This window comes from Zunongwangia sp. SCSIO 43204 (assembly GCF_019904275.1).
GTDB classification, from domain to species: Bacteria; Bacteroidota; Bacteroidia; order Flavobacteriales; family Flavobacteriaceae; genus Zunongwangia; species Zunongwangia mangrovi.
In genome coordinates, this window is sequence record NZ_CP063204.1 from 853564 (window position 1) to 872994 (window position 19431).

15 protein-coding genes are annotated in these 19431 nt (G+C 36.5%); 9 read left to right on the top strand and 6 right to left on the bottom strand.

Translation table 11 applies throughout. The annotated features are described in order from the left end of the window. Positions 1-9: 9 nt before the first annotated feature. The 5 genes from pyk to INR75_RS03815 form a co-directional block, all read right to left on the bottom strand. Positions 10-1440: a pyruvate kinase gene (pyk, locus tag INR75_RS03795; protein ID WP_092539693.1), complete on the bottom strand. Its 1431-nt coding sequence runs from the start codon at positions 1438-1440 to the stop codon at positions 10-12. Further along, a complete protein-coding gene (locus tag INR75_RS03800) occupies positions 1440-1928 on the bottom strand; it encodes an IPExxxVDY family protein (RefSeq protein WP_092539694.1) in 489 nt (162 codons plus the stop codon). The genes pyk and INR75_RS03800 overlap by 1 nt, the downstream gene beginning before the upstream one ends. A 116-nt stretch (positions 1929-2044) precedes the next feature. Beyond that, positions 2045-2776, bottom strand: coding sequence for a ribonuclease III (gene rnc, locus INR75_RS03805; RefSeq protein ID WP_223090837.1), 732 nt, complete (start codon positions 2774-2776; stop codon positions 2045-2047). A 6-nt stretch (positions 2777-2782) separates the two neighbouring features. After that, a complete protein-coding gene (fabF, locus tag INR75_RS03810) occupies positions 2783-4036 on the bottom strand; it encodes a beta-ketoacyl-ACP synthase II (RefSeq protein WP_092539696.1) in 1254 nt (417 codons plus the stop codon). A gap of 16 nt (positions 4037-4052) precedes the next feature. Next, the gene (locus INR75_RS03815) at positions 4053-4289 is read right to left on the bottom strand and encodes an acyl carrier protein (protein ID WP_013069791.1); all 237 of its coding nucleotides are present in this window, start codon (positions 4287-4289) and stop codon (positions 4053-4055) included. Positions 4290-4436: 147 nt separating this feature from the next. Here INR75_RS03815 and INR75_RS03820 point away from each other — a divergent pair, with 147 nt between their 5' ends. From INR75_RS03820 to INR75_RS03835, 4 genes are all read left to right on the top strand, one after another. Next, entirely contained in the window at positions 4437-5036 is a 600-nt protein-coding gene (locus tag INR75_RS03820; RefSeq protein ID WP_223090838.1) for a phosphoribosylglycinamide formyltransferase, read from the top strand. Between the two features lie 3 nt (positions 5037-5039). Further along, positions 5040-5501, top strand: a complete 462-nt coding sequence (rnhA, locus tag INR75_RS03825; RefSeq protein ID WP_223090839.1) for a ribonuclease HI — start codon at positions 5040-5042, stop codon at positions 5499-5501. An 83-nt stretch (positions 5502-5584) separates the two neighbouring features. Further along, positions 5585-6508, top strand: coding sequence for a PfkB family carbohydrate kinase (locus INR75_RS03830; RefSeq protein WP_223090840.1), 924 nt, complete (start codon positions 5585-5587; stop codon positions 6506-6508). 201 nt (positions 6509-6709) lie between these two features. After that, positions 6710-8608 carry an amidophosphoribosyltransferase gene (locus INR75_RS03835; RefSeq protein WP_092539700.1) on the top strand — a complete coding sequence of 633 codons (1899 nt, stop codon included), beginning with the start codon at positions 6710-6712 and terminating at the stop codon, positions 8606-8608. Positions 8609-8882: 274 nt separating this feature from the next. Here the strand turns inward: INR75_RS03835 and INR75_RS03840 are convergent, their stop codons facing one another. Next, complete coding sequence (locus INR75_RS03840) at positions 8883-9491, bottom strand: superoxide dismutase (protein ID WP_092539701.1); 609 nt, start codon at positions 9489-9491, stop codon at positions 8883-8885. A 157-nt stretch (positions 9492-9648) separates the two neighbouring features. On the opposite strand from INR75_RS03840, the gene INR75_RS03845 reads away from it, so the two are divergent. From INR75_RS03845 to INR75_RS03865, 5 genes are all read left to right on the top strand, one after another. Then, complete coding sequence (locus INR75_RS03845) at positions 9649-12771, top strand: exodeoxyribonuclease V subunit beta (protein ID WP_223090841.1); 3123 nt, start codon at positions 9649-9651, stop codon at positions 12769-12771. Between the two features lie 40 nt (positions 12772-12811). Continuing rightward, positions 12812-14008, top strand: a complete 1197-nt coding sequence (gene kbl, locus INR75_RS03850) for a glycine C-acetyltransferase (protein WP_223090842.1) — start codon at positions 12812-12814, stop codon at positions 14006-14008. Positions 14009-14186: 178 nt separating this feature from the next. Next, entirely contained in the window at positions 14187-15572 is a 1386-nt protein-coding gene (locus tag INR75_RS03855; RefSeq protein ID WP_223090843.1) for an OmpA family protein, read from the top strand. Between the two features lie 93 nt (positions 15573-15665). Continuing rightward, complete coding sequence (locus INR75_RS03860) at positions 15666-18407, top strand: PD-(D/E)XK nuclease family protein (protein ID WP_223090844.1); 2742 nt, start codon at positions 15666-15668, stop codon at positions 18405-18407. A gap of 4 nt (positions 18408-18411) precedes the next feature. Further along, positions 18412-19311: a S9 family peptidase gene (locus tag INR75_RS03865; RefSeq protein WP_092539706.1), complete on the top strand. Its 900-nt coding sequence runs from the start codon at positions 18412-18414 to the stop codon at positions 19309-19311. Positions 19312-19431: the final 120 nt, after the last annotated feature.

Genomic DNA, 19431 nt, shown 5'->3' on the forward strand with positions numbered 1-19431 from the left:
GTTTGGGTATTACTCAATTTCAGAAACTCGAAGCGTATTTACCATTCCTTTAGAAGCAATTGGCATCGCTGCAAGATTAATTGTAAAATCTCCCTGCTCTACAAAACCACCAGCTTTTGCGATACTGTTAATATCGTCGATTGTCTCGTCTGTAGTGCTATATTTATCGTAATAAAAAGCCTTAACACCCCATAGTAAACTTAAACGGTTAAGGATTCTTTTGTTATGAGTAAAAACTAAAATATGACTTTCTGGTCTCCAGGCAGAGATTTGGAAAGCTGTATATCCACTATTTGTTAAGGTACAAATTGCTTTGGCTTTAATCTCGTTAGCCATATGCGCTGCATGGAAACAAACTGCTTTAGTAATGTATCTTTTTGTACGCACGTGTGGAGGATCATGAGGAACTTTAATTAACGGAGAGTTCTCTACACTCGTTAAAATTGAAGCCATTTTCTCGATAACCTGAACTGGATATTGCCCTACAGAAGTTTCTCCACTAAGCATCACAGCATCTGCTCCATCCATAACCGAGTTAGCAACATCGTTCACCTCTGCTCTGGTAGGTGTTAAACTGGTGATCATTGTTTCCATCATTTGGGTAGCAATGATTACCGGGATACGTGCTTTTTTAGCAACAAGCACTAATTTTTTCTGAATTAATGGAACTTCCTGCGCCGGAATTTCTACACCAAGGTCTCCACGTGCAACCATTAAACCATCACAGTAAGCAACGATCTTTTCGATGTTGTCTACACCTTCTGGCTTTTCGATCTTAGCAATGATAGGGATCTTATATTCGGTATGCTGTTTAATTAGATCCTGAAGCTCGATAATATCTTTTTCGTGTCTTACAAAAGAAAGTGCGATCCAATCTACTTCTAAGCTACAGGCAAATTTCGCATCTTCAACATCCTTCTCTGTAAGTGCAGGTAAAGAAATATCTGTATTAGGAAGGTTTACTCCTTTTTTGGATTTTAAAGGACCTCCTTGTATAACTTTTGCTACAACTTCGTTTTCTCTATTTGTGCTAACAACCTCAAAGATCAATTTCCCATCGTCTAAAAGAATACGTTCTCCTTCGTTCACATCTCTAGGAAAAGCGTCGTAATTCATATAAACGCGTTCTTTAGAGCCCTCAAATTTTTCTCCAGTAGCAAAAACAATTTCATCTCCAGCAGCTACAACTACATCTTCTTTCATGGTCCCTACTCTTAATTTAGGACCTTGTAAGTCGGCTAAAATTGCAGCAGTAAAACCTTCTTCTTCATTAAGATCTCTAATCATTTGTACACGCTCTCTAACATCATCATAATTAGCGTGAGAAAAGTTGATCCTAAAAACATTTACTCCTGCCTGAAGCATTTCTTTTAAGGTGTCTTTGGAACTTGTTGCCGGCCCTAAAGTGGCAACTATTTTTGTCTTCTTATTTGTTGGCATTATTCAAAAATTAGATTTTGTTTGGATTTTAATTGATCCACATGGATCTTGTAGGCAGCCTGTACCTGGGGAATACGACTTATAAGACTCACCAAATGGTGAACCTGTTGATCTTCTATATTTTCTTCTATCTTCAAAAAAAAGTCAACTTTTTTATATTGCGGAATAAGGTTAACCTCTAAAGGTCTTACTTCTTCTTCCAAAAATAAAGTACCAGCATTTAAAATCTTTCTGGATTTACCCTTAAATTTATTGCTTACAAGGCTGTAATCTCTATAATTTGCCAGGTCTTTGTACTTAAATAAAGCATACATTGCCTGCGCATCTTTATGATTAAAGTCAACATCAAAGCGACTTCGCATTAACTTTAAGTTTAAAAAACGGTTTAGCAGAAAAGCCATTTTATAAGGCTCTAAATTGGCATAAATCGCAATCAATTTAAAGTCATCTTCCTCGACATCATCCAGCAACATTTTATGTGCTTGCATGCTAAATCAACTTTATCGATAAAGATAAAATATCGATGACAAAAATACAGATTTAAATTGATTAATTTTCATAATTTTTCACGAAAACGTTATAGTTATAGAGAATATGACAAAAATTAATTCATTTTATTTTGAAGTGCATAATAAGCCCTTTTTGATGCTTTTTCCTCTGCTTTCTTTTTTGAGGTCGCGCGCGCCTTAGAAATCACCTTTTTATCGATCCATAATTTCACCGCAAAATGCTTAAGTTCATCTTTACCGGTATCTTCATAAACCTGGTAATTGAATTCCTTTTTTTGCTTTTGGCACCACTCTATTAAAAGACTCTTGTAACTTATTACACGCCCTTCTAAAGTTTCAATATCCACATAAGGTTCGATCACTCGATTATAAATAAACTTATTGCAATATTTATAACCTCTATCGAGATATATCGCACCAACTAGCGCTTCGAAAATATTCCCATGTATATTCACCCCAAATTGGTCGTTTGGAATGTTGGATTTTACGAACCTAATAAGATTCATATCTTTTCCCAACTCGTTTAGATGTTTCCTGCTAACGATCTTAGAACGCATTTTAGTAAGATAACCTTCATCACCTTCTGGAACTTCCTGGTAAAGATGAGAAGCAATAACAGATCCTAACATAGCATCTCCTAGAAATTCCAAACGCTCATAATTTATAGGATTACCTAATTTGTCTTTGATATTGAGCGACCTGTGTGTAAAAGCACGCTCATAGATTTCGATATTCTTAGGACGAAACCCGAGTAATTTATGGAGAGAATTAAAAAAATTCCCGCCCTTAGAAGAACGGGAATTTAATATGTTTCGAATAACACTCATTAAGAGTTACTCTGTTAATTTTCTAAATGCTACACAGGCATTGTGCCCGCCAAACCCAAAGGTATTACTCATCACGATATTCAATTCTCGTTCCTGAGCTTTGTTAAGGGTTAAGTTTAACGAAGGATCGATATTCTCATCAACATTCTCGTGATTGATCGTTGGAGGTACGATACTATGCTGCATAGCAAGTACACTTGCAATACCCTCGATCGCACCGGCAGCACCAAGAAGGTGGCCCGTCATTGATTTTGTTGAATTAATATTAATATTCTTCGCGTGATCTCCAAAAACTTTAGTAATTGCTTTCAATTCAGCCACATCTCCTAGAGGAGTAGATGTTCCATGCGTGTTTATCGCATCTACATCTTCAGGCTTAATTCCGGCATTTCTTAGACAGTTTTCCATCACTCTAACAACACCGTTTCCATCTGGATGCGGAGCCGTCATGTGATAAGCGTCTGAAGAAAGACCTCCACCAATTACCTCAGCATAAATTTTAGCGCCTCTTGCTTTAGCGTGCTCATACTCTTCTAATATAAGCGCACCGGCACCTTCACCTAGTACGAAGCCATCACGAGTAGCATCAAAAGGTCTTGATGCAGTCTCTGGGCTTTCGTTTCTGGTAGAAAGGGCATGCATAGCGTTAAAACCTCCCATTCCTGCAATAGTTACAGCAGCTTCTGATCCTCCTGAAACTATCACGTCGCTATATCCTAAACGGATATTATTTAATGCGTCTATCATTGCATTGGCCGAAGAAGCACAAGCTGACACCGTGGTGTAGTTTGCTCCCATAAAACCATGTTTAATAGAGATATTACCTGGGGCAATATCAGCGATCATTTTAGGAATAAAGAAAGGATTAAATCTTGGAGTACCATCTCCCGCCGCAAAGTTAAGCACTTCGTTTTGGAAGGTTTCCAATCCACCAATTCCAGCACCCCAGATTACACCTACGCGATATTTATCTACCGCTTCTAGGTCTATTCCGGAGTCTGCGATAGCTTCGTCTGAAGCTACCATGGCATATTGGGTAAATTTATCCAGTTTTCTCGCTTCTTTACGATCGAAGTGATCTAACGGATTAAAATCTTTGAGTTCACAAGCGAATTTTGTTTTGAACTTTTCGGGGTCGAAATGCGTAATAGGGCCACTACCACTTTTACCATTTACCAAGCCGTCCCAATATTCGCTAATATTGTTACCGATTGGGGTAAGGGCACCCAAGCCCGTTATTACAACTCGCTTTAACTCCATATGGTTCTTTTAATTTTTATTTTTTCGCGTCTTCAATATAAGAAATTGCTTGACCAACTGTTGCGATATTTTCAGCCTGGTCGTCTGGAATTTGAATATCGAATTCTTTTTCGAATTCCATGATTAATTCCACAGTATCTAATGAATCAGCACCTAAGTCGTTGGTGAAGCTTGCTTCATTAACAACTTCGTTCTCATCAACACCTAATTTGTCAACGATAATCGCTTTTACTCTTGATGCAATGTCAGACATAATATTTTATTTTAATTTTGATTAGGTGGCAAAAATAAAAAACTTTATTTTAAAACCGATTTTTACTTTAAAAATGTGAAGGTAATTTACATATTTTTCGATGAAAGAGGTTAACTTTATCTCCTAATAATTGTTAACAGCCTTGTTTTGAGTGATCAACCAAAAAATAATAACGTAAGAAAACTCGTCATATTTGCTTCGGGATCAGGATCAAATACTGAAAATATTATACGCTATTTCGAAAATTCTGAAAATATTAAGGTAGTAGCGGTCTTCTCGAACAAAAGAAACGCCAGAGTTTTGCGTCGCGCTTACGATTTAGATGTACAGGCATTACATTTTGATAGAGATTCCTTTTATCATTCTAATGATGTGCTTCATGTATTAAAAGACATCGATCCAGATCTTATCATTTTAGCAGGATTCTTATGGATGGTACCTAAAAATATTATTGAAAACTTCCCAAACCGTATTATTAATGTACACCCAGCTTTACTGCCAAATTACGGTGGCAAGGGAATGTATGGCATGCGTGTACACGAAGCGATCATTACTAATAAAGAGAAAGAAAGTGGTATCACGATTCATTTTGTTAATGAACATTATGATGAAGGTGAGCACATCTTCCAGGCTAAGACTATCATAGAAGAACATGACTCTCCAGAAAGTTTAGCTTCAAAAATTCACGAATTAGAGCATCATCATTTTCCTATGGTGATCGAACAATTATTAAAAAAAGACTCCTAAGCATTGCAGGAACAGGTTCGAATTTATACTGATGGCGCTGCCCGTGGCAATCCAGGGCCAGGTGGTTATGGTATCGTAATGGAATGGGTAGGTAAATCCTACAAAAAAGAATTTGCACAGGGTTTTAAGCACACCACTAACAATCGCATGGAACTTTTAGCGGTGATCGAAGCGCTAAAAAAACTTAAAAAACCTAATCTTAATATTAGAGTGTTTACCGACTCGAAATACGTTGCAGATGCAGTAGAAAAAAAATGGGTTTTTGGCTGGGAGAGAAAGAATTTTAAAGACCGTAAGAATGCAGATCTTTGGAAAGACTTCTTAAAAGAGTACAGGAAACATCAAATTTCGTTTACCTGGATAAAAGGTCATAACAACCACCCACAAAACGAAAGGTGCGATGCTTTGGCGGTTAAAGCTTCCAAAGAAAAGGATTTATTAGAAGACGAAGGCTTTAAAAATTAAGCTTATACTTCTTCTAATTTAACTTTTGGTTTACAGCTTGAAAAACAAACCGTATATTTGCAGCATAATTTTTGAATGCAATTATGAGCAAACTAGTTATTGTAGGAACTGTAGCCTTTGATGCTATCGAAACTCCTTTTGGAAAAACCGATAAAATTCTTGGTGGTGCGGGAACTTACATTGGCCTTTCGGCTTCAAACTTTAATGTAGATAGTGCAGTAGTCTCTGTGGTTGGTGGTGACTTTCCTCAAAAATATCTGGATCTTCTTTCTTCAAAAGACATCAATATAGATGGTATCGAAATTGTAGAAAATGGGAAGACATTTTTTTGGAGCGGTAGATATCATAACGACTTAAACTCTCGTGATACTTTAGACACTCAATTAAATGTACTTGCAGATTTTAGTCCTGTAGTTCCAGAGTCTTATAAAGATGCAGAGTACGTGATGCTGGGTAATCTTCACCCTCTAGTTCAACTTAGTGTATTAGATCAGGTTAAAAATCCAAAGCTTGTAGTCTTAGATACGATGAACTTTTGGATGGACAATACCTTAGAAGAACTTAAGCAGGTAATCGCCAAAGTAGATGTAATCACTATTAACGATGAAGAAGCGAGACAACTTTCTGGTGAATTTTCTTTAGTAAAAGCAGCTAGATTGATCGAGAAAATGGGACCAAAATATGTAGTTATTAAAAAAGGAGAGCATGGCGCTTTACTTTTCCATGACGAGAATGTATTTTTTGCCCCTGCTTTACCTTTAGAAGAAGTTTTTGATCCAACTGGAGCAGGAGATACTTTTGCCGGTGGATTTATTGGCTACTTAGCACACACAGATGATATTTCTTTTGAAAATTTAAAAAATGCGATCATTTATGGCTCAAATCTCGCTTCGTTTTGTGTAGAGAAATTTGGAACCGAGCGCATGAAAGAGCTTTCTGAAGATGAGATAAACACGCGGCTGGAAGAGTTTAAAAAACTCACACAGTTTAAAATAGCGCTAAAATAAATAAACAAGCCCTGTAATTTCAGGGCTTTTTTTGTTACTAAAATATTTCAGTATCGCTTAGCAATTATCGATATTGAACAAACAGAATAGACATTTTAATTAATTTGGAAGCACCCCGTCCCAAAATATCGGGTTCAGGAAAAATTATAAAAATCTCGTTTTTTCGAGTAAACAAATCCCACAAGAAGCAACAATACAACTATGAGTGACGCCATTAAACACGAATGTGGAATTGCACAGGTTAGACTGTTAAAACCACTTGAATACTACAAAGAAAAATACGGTACAGCTTTTTACGGCGTAAATAAAATGTACCTTTTAATGGAAAAGCAGCATAACCGTGGGCAGGACGGTGCTGGTTTTGCGAGCATTAAACTTAACGTTCAGCCCGGGGAGCGTTACATTAGTAGAATTCGTTCTAACCAGGCACAACCAATTCAGGATATTTTCGAGCAGATCAATCAGCGTATTAACGCCGAGATGAAAGAAAATCCAGAATACGCCGATGATGTTGCGCTTCAAAAAAGAAAGATTCCTTATTTAGGAGAGCTTTTTTTAGGTCACGTTCGCTATGGTACTTTTGGAAAGAACAGTATCGAAAGTGTTCACCCTTTCCTTAGACAAAATAACTGGATGCACCGTAATCTTATCGTTGCAGGAAACTTTAACATGACCAATGTTAACCACCTTTTCAACAATCTGGTAGAACTTGGGCAGCATCCAAAAGAAAAAGCAGATACGGTGACCATAATGGAAAAAATTGGTCACTTCTTAGATTCTGAAGTTAGAAAATTATACAAAAAATTAAAGAAAGAAGGCTATAGCAAACAAGAGGCTTCTCCACATATTGCAGAACAATTAAATGTGGCTAAGATCCTTAAAAAGTCTTCTAAAAACTGGGATGGTGGTTACGCTATGGCTGGTTTAATGGGACATGGGGATTCTTTTGTACTTCGTGACCCTGCAGGAATTCGTCCTTGTTATTACTATAAAGATGATGAAGTTGTGGTTGTAGCTTCAGAAAGACCGGTAATTCAAACTGTTTTCAATTTAAATTTTGAAGACATTAAAGAATTAGATCCGGGGCATGCCATTATTACTAAAAAGAATGGTGATGTTTCGATCACTAAGATCATTGAACCATTAGAAAGAAAAGCCTGTTCTTTTGAACGTATTTATTTCTCTAGAGGAAGTGATGCTGAAATTTACAAAGAGCGTAAAATGCTTGGTAGATTATTAATGCCTGAAGTACTTAAGGCCATTAATTACGACACCATAAATACGGTTTTCTCATTTATTCCAAATACGGCTGAAACTTCTTTCTACGGAATGGTTGAAGCTGCACAGGACGAATTAAATCGTCAGAAAAATGAAGCAATTCTAGAAGAAAAGGAAAGCTTAACAGATGAGCGCCTACAGGAAATCTTAGCGCATCGTTTAAGGACAGAGAAAATCGCTATCAAAGACGTAAAACTAAGAACTTTTATTACTGAAGATAGCAGCCGGGACGATCTTGTGGCGCACGTCTATGATGTAACTTACGGTGTAATAAAGAAAGATGACAACCTGGTAATTATCGACGATAGTATTGTTAGAGGTACAACACTTAAGAAGAGTATCATTAAAATGATGGATCGTCTTAATCCTAAGCAAATCGTTGTTGTTTCTTCAGCACCGCAAATTCGTTATCCAGATTGCTACGGTATCGATATGGCTCGTCTGGAGGATCTAGTTGCTTTTAGAGCTGCTTTAGAATTGCTGGAAGAAAACAACAATTCTCAATTAGTTGAAGAAGTTTATAACAAATGTAAAGAGCAAGTAAACCTTGAAGATAAGGAAGTTCAAAACTTTGTAAAAGAGATCTACGAGCCATTTACAGATGAGCAGATTTCAGAAAAAATATCTGAACTTTTAAGCGAACCAACGGTAGAAGCAGATGTAAAAGTAATCTATCAATCGGTAGATAATTTACATAAAGCCTGTCCTAAAAATCTTGGCGACTGGTACTTTACCGGAGACTATCCAACCCCTGGAGGGAATCGAGTAGTGAATAGAGCGTTTATCAACTTTTTTGAAGGAAATAAAGATAGAGCCTACTAAAAAATGTATTTCAACTATTTTATAGGTCATTTATCTAAAAGTTTTTAAACGAATACACAATATATCTATATTAGTCTTGCCATAAAATTTAAGTAGGTTAAGTTCATGGTAGATTTGGGGCAAAAAAGGTGGATAACAATCCGCCTTTTTTATTTTATATATTTTTCTAAACACCCAAATTAGGTAATTTCAGCATCAATTTTTTATTATTAAAAACCAAAAAAGGCCGTTCTTACGAACAGCCTCTTTCGAACTTTAACAATTAATTACTTAACTATTTTTCTTTTGCATAGCGACTTGCTACTTCTTTCCAATCGATCACGTTAAAGAATGCATCGATATAAGCAGGACGCTTATTTTGATAATTTAAATAGTAAGCATGCTCCCAAACATCAAGTCCTAAGATTGGAGTTCCTCCACATCCTACTTCAGGCATTAAAGGATTATCCTGGTTTGGTGTAGAACATACTTCTAATTTTCCTCCTTCATGAACACATAACCATGCCCATCCTGAACCAAACTGAGTGGCTGCAGCGTTAGAAAATTCTTCTTTAAAAGCTTCAAAAGAACCAAAAGCGCTATCAATAGCTTCTGCTAGCTCCCCTTCTGGCTTTCCGCCTCCATCAGGAGACATCACTTCCCAGAAAAGATTGTGGTTATAATATCCTCCACCATTATTTCTAACTCCTTTGTTAGTCATATCCAGGTTTTTAAGGATATTCTCGATAGTTTTACCATCAAGGTCAGTTCCGTCGATTGCTTTATTTAGTTTTGTGGTGTATCCACTATGATGTTTATCATGGTGAATTTCCATCGTTTTTGCATCTATATGTGGCTCTAACGCATCGAATGCGTATTTAAGCTCTGGTAACGCAAATGCCATAGTCTTATATTTTTTTAGCGATTAGTAATAAATTCACTCAAATTTAAGTATTAAGCCTTGCAATGGAAACAATTAAATGTTATAAAATACTTAAAAGCTTAGGCTTTTAGAAAATCAATTTTACCTTACCTTTAAATCACACTTTATCTTTCCAACATTGGCTAATAATTTCACAATATACAACGCTTCAGCAGGATCGGGCAAAACCTTTACCCTGGTTAAATCTTATTTAAGTTTACTTTTTAGGTCTGGAAAAACAGATAGTTATAAGAACATTCTTGCGATCACTTTTACGAACAAGGCAGTAGCCGAAATGAAAACACGAATCGTTGAAAGTCTTTATGCTTTCACTAAAAATCCTGTTCCCGAAAGTTCAAAAGCGCTTTTAGAAGCGGTTGCAAATGAAACAGAACATTCTACGGAGGAAATTCAGCAAAAATCAGTCGCAATTTTAAAGAATATCATCCATAATTACGCGGCTTTCGAAGTTTCTACGATCGATGGATTTACACATCGCGTACTAAGAACCTTTGCCAAAGATCTTGGCTTGCCCGTGAATTTTGAAGTAGAATTGGACACCGATAAAATCCTGAACGAGGCTGTAGACCGCCTAATAAATCGTACCGGAAACGACGAAAAACTTACCAAAGTGCTGGTTGATTTTTCACTGAGCAAGGCCGATGAGGATAAAAGCTGGGATATTGGTCGAGACTTGTTGGAAATCGCTAAACTTTTGGTGAATGAGAATAATCAATTTTACTTAAAACAGCTTCAGCCAAAAACGCTGGAAGACTTTGAAGCTTTCAGGAAAAAACTGAAACAACAAATCAAAAATAATCAAGCCGAAATTGGTCAAAAATCAGATCAATTTTTTGAACTGATCGCCGATAGCGGTATTGACCCAACAGATTTCAGCGGACAATATTTGCCCAAGCATTTTCTGAAATTAAAAGCCAACGAAACACCAAATTTCACTTCAAAATGGGTAGAAAAACTGGAAAACGAAGGCATTTTACCGCTAAAAAAAGGAAAAATGGCGCTTGGCGATGCCATCTTACCACAAATTCTGGATTTATTTATTCAGACTAAAAAACTATTTTTCAGTTTAGAATTTTATACTGAAATCGGCAAACGTCTTACGCAACTTTCATTATTAAATGCCCTAAATCGAGAAATTCAGGAAATAAAAGAAGAGCGCCAAATCCTTCTAATTTCAGAATTTAATCCAATGATTAGTGCCCAGGTAAAAGACCAACCTGCGCCGTTTATCTACGAACGTTTGGGCGAGCGTTACCAAAATTATTTTATCGACGAATTTCAGGATACTTCGCAAATGCAGTGGGAAAATCTAATTCCGCTTATCGACAACAAACTTTCAATGGAATCTCTACCTGATGAGACATCGAGTTTAATGCTGGTGGGCGATGCCAAGCAATCGATCTATCGCTGGCGTGGCGGTAAAGCCGAACAATTTATCGATTTAAGTAATGAGGGCAATCCATTTCAGATCGAAAAACAGGTTTTTAATTTGCCTGATAATTACCGGAGTGCTGCCGAAATCGTGAATTTCAACAACCAGTTTTTTGGTTATGCGGCCGATTTTCTTGGGCATCCAGAATACAGCAAACTTTTTAAACAAAGTGCCCAAAATCCTAAAAAATCGGTCTCGGGTTATGTGAATATTGGTTTTATTGAAGCTGAAAATCGTGAAGAAGAACAGGAAGTCTATCCTGAAAAAGTGATCGAAATTATTAACAATCTTGATGCAAAGGGCTTTAAGCGATCTGATATTTGTATCCTTACCCGAAGAAAATCTGAAGGTGTGGCAATCGCCTCTGCTTTAAATGAAAAAGAGATCGATGTGGTTTCTTCTGAAACTTTATTGATTTCTCGTTCGCCAGAAGTTCATTTTATTTGTGACCTTTTAAAATTCTCGATCACTCCAGAAAATAACGAGCTTAAATTATCGATTTTCGGGTTTCTACAGGAGCATTTATTGCAACTTGAAGATCCACACGCAGTAATTTCTGCTAAGATTAGTGAAAACGGAACCGATTTTTTTAGCTGGTTACAAGATTACGAATTCGATTTTAACCTCGATTTTTTAAATGAATACTCGGTTTACGAAAGTTGCGAATACATTATTAGAAGTTTTGGGCTGGTAAAAGATTCGAATGCTTACATTCAGTTTTTCCTGGATTTTGTTTACGAAACTACCCAAAAAGATACCGAAGGAATTCAGGGGTTTTTAGAAATTTGGGAGCAGGAAAACGAGAAACTCAGCATTATTGCTCCGCAGCAGGAAAACGCGGTGACGATCATGACGATTCACAAAGCCAAAGGACTGGAATTTCCTATTGTGATCTATCCTTTTGCAAATTCAGATTTTAAAGACACGAGAAAAGATTCACTTTGGGTACCAAATGACGGAAACCTAAATGATATCCCGGTAAGCTACATAAACGCTTCATCCAAAATGGAAAATTGGGGAGAAATTCCCGATGCTTTATACACACAATTACTTTTTCAGAATGAATTAGACACCTTAAATGTGTTGTACGTTGCTTGTACACGCCCTGTAAAACAGCTCTATATTTTATCGAAACTCGACCTAGATCGAAGCGGTAATGAATATCCTAATAAAACTTCAGGATTACTTATTGGTTATTTAAAGCGAAATGGCATTTGGGACGACGAGCAATCGAATTACGAATTTGGTGAAATAGATGCTCCAACTTCCGAAGAAAAAGAAAATTCAGGCATCACTTTACAACATTTTTATTCTTCAGCAACTCAAAATCAGGCGGTAAATATTGTGACCAGATCGGGAAGTTTATGGGATACCAAACAGCAGGAAGCGATCGAAAAAGGGGAAATTATCCATGATCTTTTAGCTGAAATTAATACCGAAAAAGATCTAAAACCGGTACTTAAAAATGCAATCGCAAACGGAGTTATTGCTGAAGAAGTCTCAGGTAAGATCGAAACACTTTTACAGAATATTATTACCCATCCAGAACTTGAAATTTATTTTTCTGAAGCAGTAGAAAACTATAACGAAAGAGATATTATCACTGAAAATGGCGAGCGATTACGCCCCGACCGTTTAAATTTTAACGGCCAGTTGGTAAGCGTTATCGATTATAAAACCGGTTCTTTTGATGCTAAACACGAGCGCCAGATCAATAACTACGGTGAAACGCTTACAAAAATGGGATTTCAGGTTGATAAGAAAATACTCGTATACACAAACAAAGCGATTTCCCTTCGGTTTGTTTAAAAGAGATACTTAATTTTGCCAAAAATCAAATCACCTAACTATGTACGGAGCTATTAAAGAACATCTTCAAAACGAAATAGAAGAAATTAAAGATAACGGATTGTTTAAAAGAGAGCGTATTATTACGACTCCGCAAGACGCTGTTATAAAAATAAATACCGGGCAGGAAGTTATTAACTTTTGCGCCAACAATTACCTTGGTCTTTCTTCGCATCCAGAAGTTATTCAGGCTGCAAAAGATACAATGGATACGCATGGATTTGGGATGTCTAGCGTTCGATTTATTTGCGGAACTCAGGATATTCACAAAGAATTAGAGCAAAAAATTGCCGATTTCTACGGAACTGAAGATACTATTCTTTATGCTGCTTGTTTCGATGCTAACGGCGGAATCTTCGAACCATTGCTAACGAAGGAAGATGCGATCATTTCAGATTCGTTAAATCACGCCTCTATTATTGATGGGGTTCGTCTTTGTAAAGCCGCTCGCTATCGTTATCAAAATGGAGACATGGCAGATCTTGAAGCACAACTTAAGGCAGCGAATGAAAATGGCGCTCGCTTTAAATTAATCGTTACCGATGGTGTGTTCTCTATGGATGGACTTGTAGCTCCGCTAGATGAAATTTGTGATCTAGCCGATAAATATGACGCGATGGTAATGATCGACGAATGTCACGCTACCGGTTTTATTGGTGAAAAAGGAATTGGAACTTTAGAAGAAAAAGGAGTTCTTGATCGTGTAGATATTATTACCGGTACTTTAGGTAAAGCGCTTGGTGGAGCCATGGGTGGTTATACAACCGCTAAAAAAGAGATCATCGAGATCTTAAGACAACGCTCCAGACCTTATCTATTTTCAAACTCTTTAGCACCATCTATTGTAGGCGCTTCTCTAAAAGTTTTTGAATTACTTGAAAAAGACGACAGTCTAAGAAATAAACTAAAAGAAAACACCAAATATTTTAAGCAAGGTATTAAAGATGCCGGTTTTGACATCATTGATGGTGATGCTGCTATTGTACCAGTAATGCTTTATGATGCTAAACTTTCACAAGATATGGCCGACAAACTTTTAGAAGAAGGCATTTATGTGATTGGTTTCTTTTATCCTGTTGTACCAAAAGAAAAAGCAAGAATTAGAGTTCAATTATCTGCTGCCCACGATAAAGAGCATCTTGATAAAGCGATAGCTGCATTTACAAAAGTAGGAAAAGCCTTAGGTGTAATTGATTAACTCTTTATTAGCAGATTTTAAATATATTCTTAACAAACTTATAAAATTAAAGCAAAATCAACACTCAACACGATAATATCAAGTAGATTATTAAGAAAACTTTATTACAGCAAACTTTGGCAATGGCGAAACACCACCTAATTTTGCTGTAATTAACACTTAAAACTAAACTATTGATATGAAACATCTTTCAAAATTACTTTTGTTATCGATGGTCGTGTTGGGTATAGGTTCTGCAAATGCACAGGATGAAAATAACCCATGGGCTATAGGCATTGGTACCAATGCTGTTGATTTTTATCCTACAGGAAATGGCGCTCCTCTTAGTAACGGAATGTTTGACGAATATTTTAATACTGGAGACCACTGGAATATTCTTCCATCTGTATCTCAATTAACTGTTGGTAGATATATTGGTGCTGGCTTAGTAGCAGAAATCGACGGATCTATAAACCAAATCAATGATTTCGGTGACCGTTCTGTTAACGATCTTTCTTACTACTCTGTAGACGGATCGATAAATTATTCTTTAAGAGCCATGCTAAATAATGGATGGTTTGATCCAGTTGTTGGAGTTGGTGGTGGTTACACTTGGGTTGGTGACCAGGACTCTAATGATATCGAAAACTTCGACGCTCCAACATTAAATGGTAGCTTAGGAATCAACTTCTGGTTTACAGACAATCTTGCATTATTTGTTGAGTCTAAATACAAACATGCTTTTGAACCTGAAATGGGTCAACACTTTCAACATAGTGCTGGTATTAAGTTCATGTTTGGTGGAACAGATACAGATGGTGACGGAATTTATGACAAAGACGACGAATGTCCAGAAACTCCAGGTCTTCCAGAATTTAACGGATGTCCAGATTCAGATGGTGATGGAATCCCAGACAAAGATGATGAATGTCCAAATACTCCAGGTTTAGCTGAGTTTAACGGATGTCCTGATACTGATGGTGACGGTGTACCAGATAAAGATGACGAATGTCCAGAAACTCCAGGTTTAGCTGAATTTAACGGATGTCCAGATTCAGATGGTGACGGTGTACCAGATAAGGATGACGAATGTCCTGAAGTCGCAGGTCTTCCAGAATTTGATGGTTGTCCAGATTCAGATGGTGATGGTGTGCCAGATAAAGACGATGAATGTCCAGATGTTGTAGGAACTGTAGCAAATAATGGATGTCCAGAGCCTACTGCAGAAGTAGTAAACGAATTAAACGAATATTCAAATACTATTTTATTTGACTTTAATAAAGCATCGATAAGAAGCGAATCTGAAGAAGCCTTAAATTCTATAGCTGATATCATGAAAGAATACGATCATACTACTTTCCATATCGAAGGACATACAGATAGTGTTGGTAGTGATGAATATAACCTGAAACTATCTAAAGAAAGAGCAGCTTCTGTAAGAGAATTTCTAGTTGAAGCAGGTATCCCATCTGATAGATTAACTTCTGAAGGTTACGGTGAAAGTAGACCAATCGCTACTAATAGCACAGATGCTGGTAGACAGGAAAACAGAAGAGTACAGATCTCTTTAAAAGAAGATGAGTAATTATTTATAATATTGCTAACAAACAATTGTTAGAAACACTATAAATCTCAAAAAAACGCGCTGAATGCTCAGCGCGTTTTTTATTTTTATCTTATGAAATCATTTATTCGCCAGGTGCTGGAAAAACTTCAGCAAGAGGAGACTCCAATTTCAGATTTGGTATTCGTTTTACCCAGTAAGAGAGCAGGTGCTTTTTTGCTGAATGAACTTAGCCAACTTACTGCTTCTACTATTTTTGCTCCCAAAATTTATAGCATAGAAGAATTTACTGAAGAAGTTTCTGGCTTAAAGTCTATAGATAATACAACTACGCTTTTCGAATTCTACGAAGTTTATCAAAAGCTTACTGAAAAGGAAGAATTAGAAAGTTTTGAAACCTTTTTGGCCTGGGCGCAAAGTTTGATCCACGATTTTAACGAAATTGATCGCTATTTAATTGATGCTGAAAAGTTTTTCGATTACCTGGCAGACATCCAGGATATTAATCACTGGTCGAAGCAAAATAGAACTGAACTTATTGAAAATTACCTGAAGTTTTGGAATCAGTTACCACAATATTATTCAATTTTAAAGGAAAATCTTTTTGAAAAAGAGCAAGGTTACCAGGGATTAATTTATCGCTCAGCGGCTTCAAAAATTGCGGACTATGCCGAAAAAAATTCATCTCAAAAACATATATTCTTAGGTTTTAACGCACTAAATTCCGCAGAACAGGTCATTTTTCAGGAATTATTACAGAAAGATTTAGCGACAGTTTTTTGGGATATCGACAATGTCTTTCTAAAGGATTATCACCACGAAGCTTCTTTATTTATTCGGGAATATTTAAAAGACTGGCCATTTTATCAGGAAAATCCGCTTAATCCGGGTATCGAAGAATATCGCGAAGAAAAAGACATCGCAATTACCGGAATTCCTAAAAATATTGGGCAGGCGAAATATTTAGCTGAACTACTGGCCGATAAAAGTGAAGCCGAATTAGAAAAAACCGCCATCGTTTTGGGCGACGAAAGCTTGTTGTTACCTATTTTAAATAGTTTACCGCCCAACGTAAGAGATTTGAACATTACGATGGGATTTCCGCTTAAAAATGCGCCGGTAACTTCTTTATTTAATTCACTTTTTGATCTACATAGCAAATCGGGTTCCAGCTATTACTATAAAAATGTAATTGCGATCATAAATCATCCTTCGCTGCATCAAATTTTAAAACCATACGCTTCAGCATTTATTCAGAAGATCAATAAAGAGAATACGGTATACCTGAAATTCGATGATATCGAAGCTAATTTTCCAGAAGAGCTCAAAGAATTTATTAGCTGGTGTTTTAAAAGTTGGGAGAATTCGGCCAAAATTGCCATCGAGAATTTTCAGAACATCGTTTTCAGTATAAAAAATAATTTAAAAGAAGCGCAGGCTAGTAAACTACAACTGGAATTTTTATACCATTTTCATAAACTCTTTAACCAGCTTCAAACTTTAAATCATACTTATCCACACATTAGTAGTTTAACCGCCTTGCGTAATTTTTATAATGAGATTATGAGCACGCAAAGTTTAGATTTTCAGGGAAGGCCGTTTAAAGGTTTGCAGCTTATGGGAATGTTAGAATCGCGTGCGCTGGATTTTGAAAACGTGATTATCACATCGGTTAACGAAGGCACTTTACCTTCAGGAAAATCGAATAATTCGTTTATTCCTTATGACCTTAAAAAGTCCTATAATCTGCCAACTTACCGAGAAAAAGATGCGGTGTACACCTATCACTTTTACCGACTTTTGCAGCGGGCCAGAAAAGTTACCTTGCTTTATAATACGGAAAGTGGCGGATTAAATTCCGGAGAAAAAAGTAGATTTTTAACCCAATTAGAGATTGAAAAACAACCAAAGCATAATTTAAAGATCAATACTGTTTCGCCAAAAGTGCCCAAAGTAAGTAACGAGTTGAAAGTGATTGAGAAAACCCCGGCGATGATCCAAAAATTAAAAAGTCTCGCAAATTATGGATTTTCGCCTTCAGCATTAACCAGTTACATCAGGAATCCATTAGACTTTTATTATCAATATGTTCTTGGTGTGAAAGAGGAAGAGGAAGTTGAAGAAACCGTCGCTTACAATACGCTGGGAACGGTAATCCATGACAGTTTAGAGGAGTTTTATCAACCATTAGAAGGACAGATCTTAACTGAAGCGCATATTCTGGATTTTAGAAAACGTATTGGCCAGGAAGTCGCGACTCAATTTCATAAAACCTATACAAAATCACCAATCTTACAGGGTAAGAACTATCTAATTTTTGAAATAGCCAAGCGTTATCTATCCAACTTTTTAGACCTGGAAAGTAATCGTATTAAGAAAGGAGAAGAAATAAAGATCCTAAAGATCGAAAAAAATCTAAAGTCGAAAATCGATATTCCTGAACTTAATTTTCCGGTATACATAAAGGGAAAGGTAGACCGTGTTGAAAATTGTAACGGTATCACCAGAATTATTGACTATAAAACTGGAAAGGTAGAACAAAGTAAAATAGAAATTGTAGATTGGGAAAACATCACTACAGATTACGACAAGTATAGCAAGAGTTTTCAGGTCCTTGCTTACGCTACCATGATGAAAAATGAAGAAAATCTTTCGCTTCCTGTTGAAGGCGGAATAATTTCCTTTAAAAACCTGAAAGCTGGTCTATTAAAATTTGCGAAAAAAGAGAATCCAAGAAGCAGAACTAAGAATTATTCGATTACAGAAGATACTTTTTTAGCCTACCAGGACCAATTAAAAAAATTAATTACTGAAATTTGTAATCCGGCGATTCCATTCACCGAAAAAGAGATTTAAGCTTATGGAAATTACGAAAAAGAAAAATGTACAGATCGAAGGAAAACATGACAAACCCATTCTTTGCGATCTGTTTTATCAAGACGATCAAAAACCAAAACCGGTGGTAATTTTTTGCCATGGTTATAAAGGTTTTAAAGATTGGGGTGCATGGGATAAAATGGCCGAAACTTTTGCTGAAAAAGGCTATTTTTTTGTGAAATTTAATTTTTCACATAACGGAACCACTCCAGAGAATCCAACCGAATTCTTAAATATCGAGGCTTTTGGTGATAATAATTATACCATCGAGCTGGATGATCTACAATCTGTGATCGATTGGATCTTATTACCAGATTTTCCAAATGCGGTCCAAGTTGATGTTAGCCATATTAATCTTATTGGGCACTCACGTGGTGGTGCCATCGCCATCATAAAAGCGGCGAACGAAAAACGAATTACCAGATTAGTAACTTTTGCTGCCCCAACAGATCTTGGCGCTAAATTTCCAACTGGCAAAGACCTCGAAAAATGGGAGAAAAAAGGCGTGCAATATATTGTAAACAGTAGAACGAAACAACAACTACCTCACCACTACCAGTTTTATAGGAATTACAAGGAAAATAAAGAGCGCCTTAATGTAAAGAATGCTACCAAAAAACTGGAAATTCCGCATTTAATTGCTCACGGAAGTAATGATACTACGGTTTCTATTTCCTGCTCTGGAGAGCTTTTTGAATGGAGCCCGATCTCAAAATTGTTACTGGTAGAAAACGCGAATCATGTTTTTGAAGCTTCTCATCCATGGGACAAAGAAGAACTTCCAGAAAAGTTACAATATTTATTAGATAGAACATTTCCATTTATCGCTGCGGAAGTTCAGGATCTTATTGATGAATATGGCGATACAGATGATGATAACTAGAAATTTGTATTTTATTTAAAAAAATAATTTAATTTTTTGATCTAACCTCCTCCTTCTCCAACGATTGTAGGAGGTTTCTTTTTTTCTTTTCCTATTGCAATTATCTTTGAACAAAATTTG